This is a genomic window from Kitasatospora sp. NPDC005751 (assembly GCF_040630835.1).
Lineage (GTDB): Bacteria > Actinomycetota > Actinomycetes > Streptomycetales > Streptomycetaceae > Kitasatospora.
Genome location: NZ_JBEXYC010000029.1, coordinates 1 through 14,417, shown reverse-complemented (window position 1 = coordinate 14,417; position 14,417 = coordinate 1). Strand labels below are relative to the sequence as shown.

General features: G+C 75.5%; 12 protein-coding genes. 9 read left to right on the top strand and 3 right to left on the bottom strand.

From position 1 onward, the window contains the following. Nucleotides 1-294 precede the first annotated feature (294 nt). From ABZ497_RS23800 to ABZ497_RS23790, 3 genes are all read left to right on the top strand, one after another. Complete coding sequence (locus ABZ497_RS23800) at nt 295-1,638, top strand: hemolysin family protein (RefSeq protein WP_352288724.1); 1,344 nt, start codon at nt 295-297, stop codon at nt 1,636-1,638. After that, the gene (locus tag ABZ497_RS23795) at nt 1,635-2,690 is read left to right on the top strand and encodes a hemolysin family protein (RefSeq protein ID WP_359808078.1); all 1,056 of its coding nucleotides are present in this window, start codon (nt 1,635-1,637) and stop codon (nt 2,688-2,690) included. Before ABZ497_RS23800 ends, ABZ497_RS23795 begins: the two co-directional genes overlap by 4 nt. A 110-nt stretch (nt 2,691-2,800) precedes the next feature. Further along, entirely contained in the window at nt 2,801-3,784 is a 984-nt protein-coding gene (locus tag ABZ497_RS23790) for an NAD-dependent epimerase/dehydratase family protein (RefSeq protein WP_359808077.1), read from the top strand. A 31-nt stretch (nt 3,785-3,815) separates the two neighbouring features. Here the strand turns inward: ABZ497_RS23790 and ABZ497_RS23785 are convergent, their stop codons facing one another. Together ABZ497_RS23785 and ABZ497_RS23780 are read right to left on the bottom strand one after the other, a co-directional pair. Beyond that, on the bottom strand, nt 3,816-5,906 hold the full coding sequence (locus tag ABZ497_RS23785) for an AAA family ATPase (protein WP_359808151.1): 2,091 nt from the start codon (nt 5,904-5,906) through the stop codon (nt 3,816-3,818). 429 nt (nt 5,907-6,335) lie between these two features. Next, a complete protein-coding gene (locus ABZ497_RS23780) occupies nt 6,336-6,893 on the bottom strand; it encodes a hypothetical protein (RefSeq protein WP_352289002.1) in 558 nt (185 codons plus the stop codon). 350 nt (nt 6,894-7,243) lie between these two features. On the opposite strand from ABZ497_RS23780, the gene ABZ497_RS23775 reads away from it, so the two are divergent. Further along, nucleotides 7,244-8,407: an acyl-CoA dehydrogenase family protein gene (locus ABZ497_RS23775; RefSeq protein ID WP_329486518.1), complete on the top strand. Its 1,164-nt coding sequence runs from the start codon at nt 7,244-7,246 to the stop codon at nt 8,405-8,407. Nucleotides 8,408-8,534: 127 nt separating this feature from the next. Here the strand turns inward: ABZ497_RS23775 and ABZ497_RS23770 are convergent, their stop codons facing one another. Continuing rightward, nucleotides 8,535-8,987, bottom strand: a complete 453-nt coding sequence (locus ABZ497_RS23770; protein ID WP_359808075.1) for a hypothetical protein — start codon at nt 8,985-8,987, stop codon at nt 8,535-8,537. A gap of 229 nt (nt 8,988-9,216) precedes the next feature. On the opposite strand from ABZ497_RS23770, the gene ABZ497_RS23765 reads away from it, so the two are divergent. From ABZ497_RS23765 to fxsA, 5 genes are all read left to right on the top strand, one after another. Next, on the top strand, nt 9,217-9,657 hold the full coding sequence (locus ABZ497_RS23765; RefSeq protein ID WP_329486516.1) for an Lrp/AsnC family transcriptional regulator: 441 nt from the start codon (nt 9,217-9,219) through the stop codon (nt 9,655-9,657). A 31-nt stretch (nt 9,658-9,688) separates the two neighbouring features. Beyond that, complete coding sequence (locus tag ABZ497_RS23760) at nt 9,689-11,353, top strand: amidohydrolase family protein (protein WP_359808073.1); 1,665 nt, start codon at nt 9,689-9,691, stop codon at nt 11,351-11,353. 43 nt (nt 11,354-11,396) lie between these two features. Then, complete coding sequence (locus tag ABZ497_RS23755) at nt 11,397-11,852, top strand: N-acetyltransferase (RefSeq protein ID WP_329486514.1); 456 nt, start codon at nt 11,397-11,399, stop codon at nt 11,850-11,852. A 170-nt stretch (nt 11,853-12,022) separates the two neighbouring features. Then, nucleotides 12,023-13,666 carry an apolipoprotein N-acyltransferase gene (gene lnt / locus ABZ497_RS23750; protein WP_359808071.1) on the top strand — a complete coding sequence of 548 codons (1,644 nt, stop codon included), beginning with the start codon at nt 12,023-12,025 and terminating at the stop codon, nt 13,664-13,666. 145 nt (nt 13,667-13,811) lie between these two features. Further along, on the top strand, nt 13,812-14,381 hold the full coding sequence (gene fxsA, locus ABZ497_RS23745) for an FxsA family membrane protein (protein WP_359808069.1): 570 nt from the start codon (nt 13,812-13,814) through the stop codon (nt 14,379-14,381). Nucleotides 14,382-14,417 lie beyond the last annotated feature (36 nt).

Here is a 14,417-nt window from a genome sequence, read left to right as displayed (position 1 = left end):
CCGCCGCCCCGACCACCCCCGGCTCGCCCGCCCCCTACCCGCCCCCTACGCCGCCCGGGCCGACCCCTGTTCGCCCGGCGCCGCCCCTGGCGGGTCCGAACGGGAGGCCGACAGTCGCACGGGTATCGTCTACGCTGGTAAAAAGCAGGGCAAAGCCATGCCATTTGACCGGCGCCGCCCGACAGCGGGCCCTGCATGGAAACGACTTGAGGAGTGACTCCCCCCGTCCATGGACGATCCGTCCGGTAGTACCCGCGCCGCCCGGCTTCCCGGTATCGGAAGGCAGGCGGCACTGTGATCACCGCCTGGCTGCTGCTGTTCGCGGCGTTCCTGCTGATCCTCGCCAACGGTCTGTTCGTGGCCGCCGAGTTCGCCTTCGTGACCGTGGAGCGGGGTGCGGTGGAGCGCTCCGCCGAAGCCGGCGACGCCCGGTCAGCCCGGGTCGTCCGCGCCGTGCGGCACCTCTCGTTCGAACTCTCCGGCGCGCAGCTCGGCATCACCGTCACCTCGCTGGTGGTCGGCATGCTCGCCGAGCCGGCCCTCTCCGTCCTGCTGAAGCCGGTGTTCACCACCGTCGGCCTGCCCGACGGGGCCGCCCGGGGCGTCGCGGTGATCGTCGGCATGCTGCTGGCCACCGTGGTGCAGATGGTGATCGGCGAGCTCGTCCCGAAGAACTGGGCGATCTCCCGGCCGCTCCAGGTGGCCCGCTCGGTGGCCGCCCCGCACATGGCCTTCTCGCACGCCTGCCGCCCGCTGATCAGCTTCCTGAACGGCTCGGCGGACCGCACCGTCCGCGCCCTCGGCGTCGAGCCGCAGGAGGAGCTGGGCCATGCCCGGACCCCCGCCGAGCTGGGCTCACTCGCCCGGCACTCGGCCCGGGCCGGGGTGATGGACGAGGAGTCCGCCACCCTGTTCGTGCGCACCCTCGGCCTCGGCGACCTCACCGCCGAGTCGGTGATGACGCCGCGGATCGACGTCGCCGCCCTCCAGCGCGACGCCAGCGCCGCCGACGTGCTCAACCTCACCCGGGCCACCGGCCTCTCCCGCTTCCCGGTCTACACCGACAGCCTGGACGAGGTCACCGGCACCGTCACGCTCAAGGACGCCCTCGCGGTGCCGCCCGCCCGGCGCGCTCTGGTCAGGGTCGGCGATCTGGCGGTGCCGCCGCTGCTGGTGCCCGAGACGCTCCCCGCCGAACGCCTGCTGGACCAGCTGCGCCGGCTCCAGCCGATGGCCATCGTGGTCGACGAGTACGGCGGCACCGCCGGCGTGGTCACCGTCGAGGACATCGTCGAGGAGCTGGTCGGCGAGGTGCAGGACGAGCACGACCCCGCCGACACCCCCGAACTGATCCCGCTGCCGCCGCTGCACGGGCTGCCGGTCTGGGCCGCCGACGGCCGGGCCCGGATCGACCACCTGGAGTCGATCGGCCTGCACGCGCCCGACGGCCCCTACGAGACCCTGGCCGGCCTGGTCTCGGACCTCCTCGGCCGGCTGCCCGTCCCGGGCGAGCAGGCCGAGCTGCCCGGCTGGCGGTTCACCGTCGAGGCCGTGGACCGCCACCGCACCAGCCGGGTGCGGGTGGAGCGCACGAGCGGGCGCCCGCGCCCCGGTGACGACGAGGGCGGCGCCCGATGACCGTGCTCCAACTGGCCCTCGCCGTCCTGCTCCTGCTGGGCAACGCGTTCTTCGTCGGCGCCGAGTTCGCGGTGGTCTCCGTCCGGCGCAGCCAGATCGAACCGCTCGCCGAGGCGGGCGACAAGCGCGCCCGCACCGTGCTGCACGCGCTCTCCAACGTCTCCGCCATGCTCGCCGCCGCCCAGCTCGGCATCACCGTCTGCTCGCTGGGCCTGGGCGCGCTCGCCGAGCCGACCATCGCCCACCTGCTGGAGGGCCCGTTCCACGCCCTCGGCGTGCCGGCCGGCCTGATGCACCCGCTCTCCTACGGGATCTCGCTGGCCGTGGTGGTCTTCCTGCACATGGTGATGGGCGAGATGGTGCCGAAGAACCTCGCGCTGGCGGGGCCGGAGAAGGCCGCGCTCCGGCTCGGCCCGCCGCTGGACCGGCTGGCCCGCTGGCTCGCGCCGGTGATCTTCTTCCTGAACGCCTTCGCCAACGCCGTGCTGAGGCTGTTCAAGGTCGAGTCCAAGGACGAGGTCGAGTCGGTCTTCACCACCGAGCAGCTGATGTACCTGCTGGTCGACTCCCGGGACGCCGGCCTGCTCGACGAGGGCCGCCAGGAGCGCCTGGAGGACGCCCTGGAGCTGGGCCGCCGCCCGGTCACCGAGGTGCTGCTCAAGCCCGAGCAGCTCGTCACCGTGGACACCAAGGTGACCGCCGCCCAGGTCGAGGAGCTGGCGCTGCGCACCGGCTTCTCGCGCTTCCCGGTCACCGAGGGCGACCCGGCCGGCCCCGGCTACCTGGGCTACCTGGGCTACCTCCACCTCAAGGACATCCTGGACGTCGACGACCAGGCGGCGCCGGTGCCGGCCCGCCTCTGGCGCCCGATCACCGTGGTGCGCGGCACGCTCCCGCTGGACGACGCGCTCGGCGCGATGCGCCGGGCCGCCTGCCACCTGGCCGCGGTGGTCGACCAGGACGGGCGCACGCTCGGCGTGGTGACGCTGGAGGACGTGGTGGAGGAGCTGGTCGGCGAGGTGCACGACCCGGACCACCGCTCCGCCGCCTGACGGGCCGTCCCGGCGGCCGCCCTCCCGGGCCGCCGGGTTCCGCTGTGGGCGATTCTGCTCTGAGCATGCGGCCGTTCCCAGAACGCCGTCCGCTAGGCAGGGTGGTCGGTATGAGACTGCTGCTGCTGGGTGGGACGGAGTTCGTCGGTCGGGCCGTGACCGAGGAGGCGCTGGAGCGCGGGTGGGAGGTGACGGTCTTCCACCGGGGGACGCACGCGCCGCCGGCCGGTGTGCGGGCGCTGCACGGCGACCGGCGGGCCGAGGACGGCCTGGCCGCGCTGGCCGAGGGGGAGTGGGACGCGGTGGTGGACACCTGGTCCGGCGCGCCCTCGGCGGTGCGCGACAGCGCCCGCCTGCTGGCCGGCCGGGTCGGCCGCTACGCCTACGTGTCGAGCCGGTCGGTGTACGCGCACCCGACCCCGGCCGGGGCGGACGAGAGCGCCGCGCTGGTCGAGGGCTCGCCGGACGCCGGTGAGGTCGCCTACCCGCAGGCCAAGCGCGGCGGCGAGCTGGCGCTGCTGGACGCCTTCGGCGACCGGGCGCTGCTGGCCCGGGCCGGGCTGATCATCGGTCCGTACGAGAACATCGGCCGGCTGCCCTGGTGGCTGGGCCGGATCGCCCGCGGCGGCCCGGTGCTCGCCCCCGGCCCGCGCGACCTGCCGGTGCAGTACATCGACGCCCGGGACATCGCGGTCTGGACCCTGGACGCCCTGGTGGCCGGCCGCGGCGGGGCGTACGACCTGGTCAGCCCGCAGGGGCACGCCACCATGGGCGAGCTGCTGGAGGCCTGCGTCCGGGCCACCGGCTCGGACGCGGAGCTGCGCTGGACGGAGCCCGACCGGATCCTGGCGGCCGGCATCGAACCGTGGAGCGACCTGCCGGTCTGGGTCCCGCCGGGCGAGCTGCACGACACCGTGCACGGCTCCGACGTGGCCAAGGCGGTCGCCGCCGGGCTGCGCTGCCGCCCGGTCGCGGAGACGGTCGCCGACACCTGGGCCTGGCTGCGGTCCATCGGCGGCACCGCCCCGCAGCGCCCGGACCGGCCGGTGGTCGGCCTGGACGCGGAGCGGGAGGCGAAGGTGCTCGGGAGCTGAGCGGCGGAGCCGGCGGGCCCGCTCCGCCGGCTCAGCCCCGGCCGTCGATCAGCTCGCCGTACGCCTGCACGAGGTCCGGCAGCCGCAGGGTCGCCAGGTCCTCGCGCCCGGGCGGCTCGCGCAGCAGCGAGAGCCGCAGGTCCCGGTAGGCGCAGGACTTCTCGTACAGGGTGCGGATGAACCGTCCGTTGCCCAGGTCGTCGATCCAGCCCTCGCGGACCACGTGGATGCAGATGCTGGCCAGTTCCTCGGCGGCGTCCTCGTCCCAGCCGTCGCCGTCCCGGTCGGCCAGCGCGGCGCCGATCGCGGTGAGTTCGCCGGGGCGGTAGCTGGGGAAGTCGACCCGGGTGGTGAAGCGGGAGTTGAGGCCGGGGTTGGTGGCGAGCAGCCGGTTCATGCCCTCCGGGTAGCCGGCCAGGATCACCACCAGCCGGTCGCGGTTGTCCTCGGCCCGCTTCAGCAGCACCTGCAGGGCCTCGTCTCCGTAGGCGTCGCCCTTGCTGTAGCCGGAGTTGGAGAGGCTGTAGGCCTCGTCGATGAAGAGCACGCCGTCCAGCGCGGAGTCGATCAGCTCATTCGCCTTGACGGCCGTCTGGCCGAGGAACTCGCCCACCAGGTCGGCCCGCTGGGCCTCCACCAGATGGTCCCCCGAGAGCAGCCCGAGGGCGTGGAAGACCCGCCCGAGGATGCGCGCCACGGTGGTCTTGCCGGTACCGGAGGGGCCGGAGAAGACGAAGTGGCGCTTGGGCGGTTGCACCGGCAGGCCCTGCGCCGCCCGTAGCCGGGACATCCGCAACTGCGCGGAGAGCGCCCGGACCTGGCGCTTGACCGGCTCCAGGCCGACCATCCGGGAGAGTTCGGCCAGCGCCGCGTCCAGCTCCCGTTCGTCGCCGTCGCGTCCGGCGGCCGGGTAGCCGCCCGCGGGTCTGGGCGGCGCCTCGCCGCGGACCGGCACGGCGGGCCCGGAGCCGGCGGGGGGCAGCGGCGCGCCGGAGCGTTCACCGGCGGGCAGCGCCGGTCCGGCCTCCCGGTCGGTGGCCGTGCCCGCCCCCGGCGGCTCCTGCGCGCCCGGCCCACCGGTCCCGGCGGGGAAGGCCCCGGCGGAGTACGCCTCGCTCTGGCCGGGCTCGGTCCGGTACGGCTCGCCGGAACAGGGCGCGGCCTGGTAGGGCTCACCGGGGTAGGTCTCGCCGGAGAGGGCCTCACCGGGGTAGGCCTCGCCCGGGTACCCGGCGGCTTCGAAGCCCGGGGCCTCGCACCCCGAGGCCTCCAGCGCCGCGTCGTCCAGCCCGGCCTCCTCGGCGCCCACCGTGTCCAGGCCCAGCGACAGCGCGTCGAACGCCTCGTCGCCGCCCGAGGGCTTCCCGCCCTCACGGCCGAGGCCGCCCACCGCGTCCAGCAGCGCGTCGACCACGCCGTCCTCGGCGGAGATCGCGGCGAGCCGGGTCGCGGTGTCCATGAAGGCCGGATCGGCCCGGTGCACCGCCCGGTAGAGCGGCAGCGCGGCGGCGCTGCGCCCGGCGCCCTCGTAGGCCCGGGCGAGCCAGTACCGCAGCTCCTTGCGCTGCGGCTGCTCGGAGCGGCAGCGGGCCAGCGAGGCGGCGAGCGGGGCCTGCGCCTGGGCGCACATGTCCAGCCGGACCCGTGCCATGCCCGCGAAGAGCCCGGCCTCGATGCCCAGCAGCTGGTCGTCCAGCAGCCGGTCGGTGTCCCGGATCAGCTGTTCCCAGTCCTTGAGGAGGTAGGACCGGCACGCGTGCAGGAAGCGCGCGGACGGGTCCTCCTCCGGGACCGGGCACTGCTCCAACGCCCTGTCCAGTTCGGCGAGATGGCGGCCGTCCAGCCAGTGCGAGGCGTGCGCGAGCGCCAGGTCGCGGCTGTCCTCCAGGACGGGCTGCACCCACCAGCCCAGCCAGTACCAGGAACTGAGCGGGCGCCGGTGGAGCCGGCGCTGCTCGCCGAACCGGGTCCGGTGGCGGTACATCGCGAGCAGCGCCCCGGAGGTGTCGCTGCGCAGGGCGTGCAGGCCGAGCCAGGCGTCGGCCATCCCCGGATCGAGCCGCACGGCCGCGCGGAACTCCTCCTCCGCGCGGGCGTACGCGCCCGCCGTGTAGGCGTCCATGGCACGCAGCCAGGCGCGGTCGGCGAGCCGGTTCGGAGCCGGGCCGCCCGTGTTGTTGCCGTCGGAACTGTCCACCGTCGTCACTCACGCCCCCCGCGGTGTGCCTGGGGCTCGGTCGGCGATTCGAGGTGCGGAGAAGCCGGCCGGTCGTCGATAGCCCCCGGGGCGCATATGCGCCTCCAGGAATCGTACCGGCGCGGCGCTGATCCGGAAGAGTGCCGTGCGGAGTCAAATACGATCGCGCGCGCGGGGATTGGGCGCCGGTGCGATCCGGCCGGGCCTCGGCCCCGGTCGGGCGGGGTGCGGGCGGCGGGAGGGGGGACGGCACCCCCGGCTCACGGGGGAACAAGCCGGGGATGCCGAGTCCGATGTTGCGCGATCAACAACCTCGGCAACTGAGGAGAACCTAAGTCCTGGTGACACCGCAGGTCAAGGGCTTGTTGAAGGTTCACCGACGGTGCTCGGTGCGATCCGCCCGGTCACTCCGTCGACGATGGTGGCCGCGTACGGGCGGCTGGGGTCGGCGGCGAAGTGCGCCGACTCCGCCCGCGCCCAGCCCGCCCAGAACTCCGCCAGGGCCGGACCGTCCCGCTCCTCCCCGCGCCGCCGGGCGTCCTCGGCGGCCAGCTCCATCCAGATCAGCCGCGCCAGCCGTGGCCGCACCGCCCGCCGGCCGGCGCCGACGCCCTCGATCAGCACCACCGGGGCGAGCGGCACCGCCGCGGTGCCGGCGAAGCGCCCCAGCGTCCAGTCGTACACCCGGTACGCCGCGTCCCGGCCGGCGGCCAGCGGGTCGAGCACCTGGGTGCGCAACCGCTCCGTCCAGCCGAAGGGCTCGGCATGGGTGGCCAGGTCGTCCAGGTGGACCACCGGCGCACCCCCGAGCGCGGCGGCCAGCCGGCCGGTGAAGGTGGTCTTGCCGGAGCCGGCGTGCCCGTCCACCGCGACCAGCCGGACCGGGCCGCAGGAGGGCGCCAGCGCGCGCAGCCCGGCGGCGAGGCCGGCGAGGTCGGGGAGGCCCTCGGACGCGGGGGGCGATCCGGGTCCGCCGGGCGCGTCCGGCGCCCCGCCGGCCGCGGGGGCGGCCGGGCCGCCGGGAGGGGTGCTGGACGCTTCGGAAGAGGCCACATCGGCAACCCTACGGGGGCCCGTACGCCAGGACGGACAGTGATTCCGTGCAGGTCGTGACGGCAGCGCCGGGATCGGGCATACTCACTTCGCCACGCATGTGAACGGCCGTTCACCGTAACCCGGTGCCGGTCGGCCCGACGTGCCACACCCGCGTCGGGCCCGCCACACCAGGGCCCGGTGCCCGAACGAGGAGGCGACCAGCCGCCATGACCCCGTCCCCAGCGAACGCCGTGGAACGCCAGCTGCCGACCGACGAGGCCCGCGAACTGCTGAGCCTCACCCGGGAGCTGGTCCAGCGCGAGATCCAGCCGCGCGCGGCGGAGGACGAGGCCGCCGGCCGCTTCCCGCGCGAGGTGTTCCGCACCCTCGGCGAGGCCGGTCTGCTCTCCCTCCCCTACGAGGAGAAGTACGGCGGCGGCGACCAGCCCTACGAGGTCTACCTCCAGGTCCTGGAGGAGCTCGCGGGCGGCTGGCTGGCGGTCGGCCTCGGGGTCAGCGTGCACACCCTCTCCTGTCACGCCCTGGCCGGTTTCGGCAGCGACGAGCAGCGCGCCGCCTGGCTGCCCGGCATGCTCTCCGGTGAGCAGCTCGGCGCCTACTGCCTCTCCGAGCCGCAGTCCGGCTCGGACGCCGCCGCGCTGCGCACCCGCGCCGACCTGGACGGCGAGGAGTACGTGGTCAGCGGCACCAAGGCGTGGATCACCCACGGCGGGGAGGCCGACTTCTACAGCGCCCTGGTGCGCACCGGCGAGCCGGGCGCGCGCGGCATCAGCTGCCTGCTGGTGCCCGCCGGGGTGGCCGGTCTGTCGGCCGCGCCGCCGGAGCACAAGATGGGCATGCGGTCCTCGCCGACCGCGCAGCTGCACTTCGACGGCGCCCGGGTCGAGCGCGGCCGGCTGATCGGCAGCGAGGGCCAGGGCTTCCAGATCGCGCTCGCCGCCCTGGACTCCGGTCGGCTCGGCATCGCCGCCTGCGCGATCGGCGTCGCCCAGGCCGCGCTCGACCTCGCGGTCGAGTACGCCGGTACCCGCCGCCAGTTCGGCCGGCCGATCGCCGAGTTCCAGGGCCTGTCCTTCATGCTCGCGGACATGGCCACCCAGATCGAGGCCGGGCGCTCGCTCTACCTGGCCGCCGCCCGGCTGCGCGACGCCGGCCGGCCGTTCTCCAAGCAGGCGGCGATGGCCAAGCTGTTCTGCACCGACGCGGCGATGCGGGTCACCACCGACGCCGTCCAGGTCCTCGGCGGCTACGGCTACACCCAGGACTTCCCGGCCGAGCGCTACATGCGCGAGGCCAAGGTGCTGCAGATCGTCGAGGGCACCAACCAGATCCAGCGCCTGGTGATCGGCCGCCACCTCACCTCCGGCTGACGGCCCCCGAAACGGCCTCCGGGCGTCACTCCAGGGTGCGGAGTGGCGCCCGGAGGCGTCTCCCGCCCCGGTGGTCGGGACCGGCCGTCGGCTGACGGCCGGTCAACCCCCGGGACGGGAGCGGCCGTCAGTGCCGGACGAGCCGGCTGCGCTGCTGCGGGATGGCCGGCGCGGGCGCCGTCCGCACCGGGCGGTGCGCCACGGCGTGGGAGAACGGCTGGGTGCGCCAGTCGAGTTCGGACGGGAGGGCGAGCAGCGCCTCCAGGCCGGCGGTCTCGGCGTCCTCCGCCGACTCCACCTCCGCCAGATCGTCCGTCGGCGCTCCCGAGCCCGGGCAGAGCGCGGGCGAGAAGGGGTGCCAGGCGGTCGGCAGCACGGCGTGCTGCGGCAGCCGCTCCTCGTCGCCCACCAGGGCGATCGGACGGCGGCACTCCGGGCAGTGCACCCGGACGATGTCCCAGGTCTCGCCCTCGCCCGGATCCACCCCCGCCGACGGCTCGTGGGGGACCGCGAGATCCTCGCGGCCGGTCATATCGTGGGTGTCGTCGGCGCTCAGCGAGTGCCGGTCAGTTGCACGCATGGTGATCCCCCTCGGATCGGGCCCGGCGTGGTCGCCCGGGGCCACAACCAGCACTTCCCGCCGACGCGGACTCATAATCCTGCAGGCCGGTGCACTGTGATGCACCGGGTGTGTCCTTCGCCACATTCGCCCGGCATGTGCCCGCCCGGCACCCGGCGCGGCCGCGAGTGACACCGTGCGCGCCCGCTGTGGCGCCGCGCGCGCCCCCGACCGGGTAGGTTTGCGCCTTGTGGAGGATCTCGACCAACGCATCGTTCAGCTGCTCCTGGAGGACGGCCGGATGAGCTACACGGACCTGGGCAAGGCCACCGGCCTGTCCACCTCGGCGGTGCACCAGCGGGTGCGCCGTCTGGAGCAGCGCGGTGTGATCCGCGGCTACACCGCCATCGTCGACCCCGACGCGGTCGAGCTGGCGCTGACCGCCTTCATCTCGGTCAAGCCCTTCGACCCCAGCGCCCCGGACGACACCCCGGAGAGGCTCGCCGGGCTGCCCGAGATCGAGGCCTGCCACAGCGTCGCCGGGGACGAGAACTACATCCTCAAGGTCCGCGTCGGCGCCCCCGGCGACCTGGAGGACCTGCTGGCCCGGATCCGCAGCGCGGCCGGCGTCTCCACCCGCACCACCGTCGTGCTCTCGACGCCCTACGAGGCGAGGCCCCCGAAGCTCTGACCGCCCCTCGGGGAGGTGCAGACTTGGCGTCATGACCGAACGCACCCTCCCTCCCGGCCCGCCCTCGGGCCAGAGGGGCCCACGAACCGTCCTGCTGCGCGGCGGCGCCGTCTACAGCCCCGCCGACCCCTTCGCCACCGCGATGCTCGTCGAGGGCGAGCACGTCGCCTGGGTCGGCAGCGACGGCGCGGCCGAGGCGTACGCCGACGCCGCGGACGAGATCGTCGAGCTCGACGGCGCCCTGGTCACCCCCGCCTTCGTCGACGCCCACGTGCACGCCACCGCCACCGGTCTGGCGCTCACCGGTCTGGACCTCACCGGACTGCCCTCGCTCGCCGCCGCGCTGGAGGCCCTCGCCGCCTTCGCGGCCGACCGCCCCGAGCCGGGCGGCGTGCTCATCGGGCACGGCTGGGACGAGACCGGCTGGCCCGAGGGCCGACCGCCGACGCTCGCCGAGCTGGACGCGGCCGCCGGCGGCGCCGCGCTCTACCTCTCCCGCACCGACGTGCACTCCGCGCTGGCCACCACCGCGCTGCGCGCGCTCACCGCCGGCCTCGGCGCCCGGCCCGGCTTCTCCGCCGACGGCCCGCTCACCCGCGACGCCCACCACGCCGTGCGCCGGACCGCGCTCGCGCACCTCACCCCCGAGCAGCGCCGGCGTGCCCAGCGTGCGACGCTGGCCCGGGCCGCCGAGCTCGGCATCGGCGCGCTGCACGAGTGCGCCGGCCCGGAGATCTCCTCGGAGCAGGACCTCGCCGCGCTGCTGGACCTCGCCGCCGACGGCGAGGGGCCCGAGGTGTTCGGCTACTGGGGCGAGCTGGGCGGCGTCGAGACGGCCCGCCGGCTCGGCGCGGTGGGCGCCGGCGGCGACCTCTTCGTCGACGGCGCGATCGGCTCGCACACCGCCTGCCTGCACAGCCCCTACGCCGACGCTGACCACACCGGCACCTCCTACCTGAGCGCCGAGCAGGTCGCCGACCACGTCGCCGCCTGCACCGAGGCCGGGCTGCAGGCCGGCTTCCACGCCATCGGCGACGCCGCCGTGGGCGCCGTCCTCGCGGGCGTCCGGGCGGCCGGCGAGCGGGTCGGCGCCGACCGCGTCAGGGCGCTGCGCCACCGCGTGGAGCACGCGGAGGCACTGGACGGGGCGTCCGTCGCGGCCTTCGCCGAACTCGGCCTCACCGCCTCCGTGCAGCCCGCCTTCGACGCCGCCTGGGGCGGCCCGGACGGCATGTACGTCCAGCGGCTCGGCGCCGAGCGCGCCGCCGCGCTCAACCCGTTCGCCGCGCTGCTGCGGGCCGGCGTCCCGCTGGCCTTCGGCTCGGACGCCCCGGTCACCCCGCTCGATCCCTGGGGCACCGTCCGCGCGGCGGCCTTCCACCGGACCCTCGACCACCGGATCTCGGCCCGCGCCGCCTTCACCGCCCACACCCGGGGCGGCTGGCGGGCGATCGGCCGCGACCAGGACGGCGTGCTCGTCCCCGGCGCGATCGCCAGCTACGCGGTCTGGGCCGCCGACGAGCTCGTGGTCCAGGCCCCCGACTCCCGGGTGGCCGGCTGGTCCACCGACCCGCGCTCCGGCACCCCCGGGCTGCCCGACCTCACCCCGGGCCGTCCGCTGCCGGTCTGCCTGCGCACCGTGGTCCGGGGCCGGACCGTCCACCGGGCGGTGGCGGAGCGGGCGGCCGCGCGGTAGGTCCGGGTGACCGGGGCGGCCCGCGCTGCGTAGGTTGACCGGCATGAGTGATCATCCGCTGGTACCCGCCGGCTTCGTCGTCCCCCGCACCCTCGCCGCCGAGGGGTTCCGCCTGGAGCCCCTCGGCGAGCAGCACAACGACTCCGACCTCGCGGCCTGGACGTCGAGCATCGACCACATCCACGCCACCCCGGGCTGGACCGGCAGCTGGCCGCCCGCCGAGGGCATGACGCCGGAGCGCAACCTGGCCGACCTGCGCCGGCACGCCGCCGACTTCGAGCACCGCCGCGGCTTCACCTACACCGTGCTGGCGAACCCCGGCGGCGACGTCGTCGGCTGCGTGTACATCTACCCGGACCACGAGGACCCGGCCACCACGACGGTCAGCTCCTGGGTCCGCGCCGACCGCGCCGAGCTGGACGCCCCGCTGTACCGGGCGGTGGCCGCCTGGCTCGCCGCCGACTGGCCGCTGCGCACGGTCCGCTACAGCCCGCGCTGACACCGCCCCACCAGGGCCGGGAACCCGCTGCTCGGCGGGCCACCCGGCCTCACGCGCGGGGCCGGTTCCGGGGTACCGTCTTTCGCACAGCGTCCGAACTCAACGGGCGGTGAAGAACGCGCCAACGGACAGCCAAGCGCGGACAGCCCGACCAGGAAGATGGTGCGCCGGTGGCACTCCACGTCACGCAGGAGCGGTCGGACGCCCTCCCCGAGGCGTCCGTGACGTCCGACGCCCCCGCCCCCGGCCGGGCTGCCCGCGCCGTCGCCAAGGTGCGCGCCGGACTGCCCCGCACCGGCCTGGCCGTCCTCGCCGGGCTGCTCCTCGCGCTGGCCTTCCCGCCGTTCGACCTCTGGCCGCTCTCGCTGGTGGGCGTCGCCGCGCTCTCGCTGCTCACCCTCGGCCGCACCGTCCGGCAGGCCGCCTGGACGGGCTTCGCCTGCGGCCTGCCGTTCTTCCTGCTGCTGCTCAGCTGGCTGCGGGTGGTCGGCTGGGACGCCACCGTCGGCCTCTCGGTGATCGAGGCGCTCTTCCTGGCGGCCCTCGGCTCCGGTCTGGCGCTCACCTCCCGGCTGCCCGGCTGGCCGCTCTGGGCGGCCTGCCTCTGGATCACCCAGGAGTGGGCCCGTGACCGGCTGCCGCTCGGCGGCTTCCCCTGGGGCCGCCTCGCGTTCGCCAACACCGCCACCCCGTTCACCCCGCTCGCCGCGATCGGCGGCGCCCCGCTGGTGACCTTCGCCGTCGCGCTGGCCGGTGCCCTGCTGGCCTGGGCGGCGCTGCGGCTGCGCGGGCCCCGCCGGGCGCCCCGGGCCGCCGCGCTGGCCGCGCTGGGCGCCGTCGCGGCCCTGCTGGCCGGTTATCTGGTCCCGGTGCCCACCGCGGCCGCCGACACCGTCAAGGTCGCCCTGATCCAGGGCAACGTGCCCAACCCGGGGATGGACTTCCTCGGCCGGCCGATGATGGTGCTGAACAACCACGCCGCCGCCACCGAGAAGCTCGCCGCCGACATCGAGGCCGGCCGGGTGGAGAAGCCGGACGTGGTGATCTGGCCGGAGAACTCCTCCGACCTCGACCCGTTCAGCGACCCGCTGGCCTACCGGCGCATCGACGACGCCGTGAAGGCGGTCGGCGTACCCACCCTGGTCGGCACCCTGGTGGACGGGCCGGACGAGCGGCACGTCCAGAACGAGGGCATCGTCTGGGACCCGAAGACCGGCCCGGGCGCCTCCTACACCAAGCAGCACCCCGTCCCGTTCGGCGAGTACGTGCCGTTCCGCGACCAGCTGATGAAGGTGATCACCCGGCTGCAGCGGGTCGCCCGCGACTTCTACCCCGGCGACCACAACGGCGTCATGCAGCTGGGCCCGGCGAAGATCGGCGACGTCATCTGCTTCGAGGTGGCGTACGACGAGATCGTCCGCGACACCGTGGACAAGGGCGCCCGGGTGCTCGTCGTCCAGACCAACAACGCGACCTACGCGAAGACCGGCCAGCCCGAGCAGCAGCTCGCGATGTCCCGGCTGCGTGCCGTCGAGCACGGCCGGGCCGTGCTGATCGCCGCCACCAGCGGGATCAGCGCGGTGATCGCCCCCGACGGCTCGGTGCAGCAGCGCACCGAGGAGCTGACCGCCGCCGAGCTGTCCGCCGTCGTCCCGCTGCGCGACGGCACCACGGTGGCGGACCGGGTGGGCGTCGCGCCCGAGTGGACGCTGGCCGTCGTGGGCCTGCTGGCCTGCGGGGCGGCCCTGCTGATCGGCCGCCGCCGGGTGACCCGCCCGGCCGCCTCCGAGCCCTCCGGCCCGACGGCCTCCTGACCCCGGCGCGGCCGGTCGGCGGGCCCGTCGGCCCGGGCGGGGGTGGAACACCGGCCGGCGGCTGGTCGTTGGACCAGGTGGTGCCGTAGCCGGCCCGGATCTCCCGTGCGGCGCGCAGAGCACCGCTATGGAGTGGATTCGTACCGTGACCCAGCAAGCTACCCCTGCCCCTCAGGCCCGGCGCGGAAAGCTCCGCCGGGTGCTGCCGTTGGTGGTCACCGCCTGGCTGGTGCTGGAGATCTGGCTGCTGGTCCAGGTGGGCTCGTGGCTGGGCGGCGTCACCGTCGTGCTGCTGCTGATCGCCGGGGCCCTGATCGGCGGCTCGCTGATCAAGCGCGCGGGGCTGAAGGCGCTGTCCGCGGCGATCGACCAGAGCCGGGACCCGAAGTCGCAGCAGCCGCAGACCGGCACCAGCCTCACCGTGCTGGCCGGCCTGCTGCTGATGCTGCCGGGCTTCCTCTCGGACGCGCTGGCGCTGACCCTGCTCCTCCCGCCGACCCGGGCGCTCTGGCGGGCCGCCGGGCGCCGCTTCGCGGACAGGGCGCTGCGCAGCACCGCCGGCCTCGGGGCCGATCCGCTCGCGGACGCGGTGCGGCTGCAGGAGCAGCTGCGCATCCACCGCCCGGACGGCAAGGTGATCCAGGGCGAGGTGGTCGAGCCGGGCGCCGGCCCGCGGGGCCCGGACACCACCTACCGTCCGCCGCTGAAGGGCTGACCGGCGACGGCGGCCCGCCCCGGGGCATCAGCGCCC

Excerpts from the sequence above, each read along its gene's own strand:
- ABZ497_RS23790 (WP_359808077.1), top strand. The coding sequence starts at position 2,801 with ATGAGACTGCTGCTGCTGGGTGGGACGGAGTTCGTCGGTCGGGCCGTG.
- ABZ497_RS23760 (WP_359808073.1), top strand. The coding sequence starts at position 9,689 with ATGACCGAACGCACCCTCCCTCCCGGCCCGCCCTCGGGCCAGAGGGGC.
- ABZ497_RS23795 (WP_359808078.1), top strand. The coding sequence starts at position 1,635 with ATGACCGTGCTCCAACTGGCCCTCGCCGTCCTGCTCCTGCTGGGCAAC.
- ABZ497_RS23775 (WP_329486518.1), top strand. The coding sequence starts at position 7,244 with ATGACCCCGTCCCCAGCGAACGCCGTGGAACGCCAGCTGCCGACCGAC.
- ABZ497_RS23770 (WP_359808075.1), bottom strand. The coding sequence starts at position 8,987 with ATGCGTGCAACTGACCGGCACTCGCTGAGCGCCGACGACACCCACGAT.
- ABZ497_RS23755 (WP_329486514.1), top strand. The coding sequence starts at position 11,397 with ATGAGTGATCATCCGCTGGTACCCGCCGGCTTCGTCGTCCCCCGCACC.
- ABZ497_RS23785 (WP_359808151.1), bottom strand. The coding sequence starts at position 5,906 with ATGGACGCCTACACGGCGGGCGCGTACGCCCGCGCGGAGGAGGAGTTC.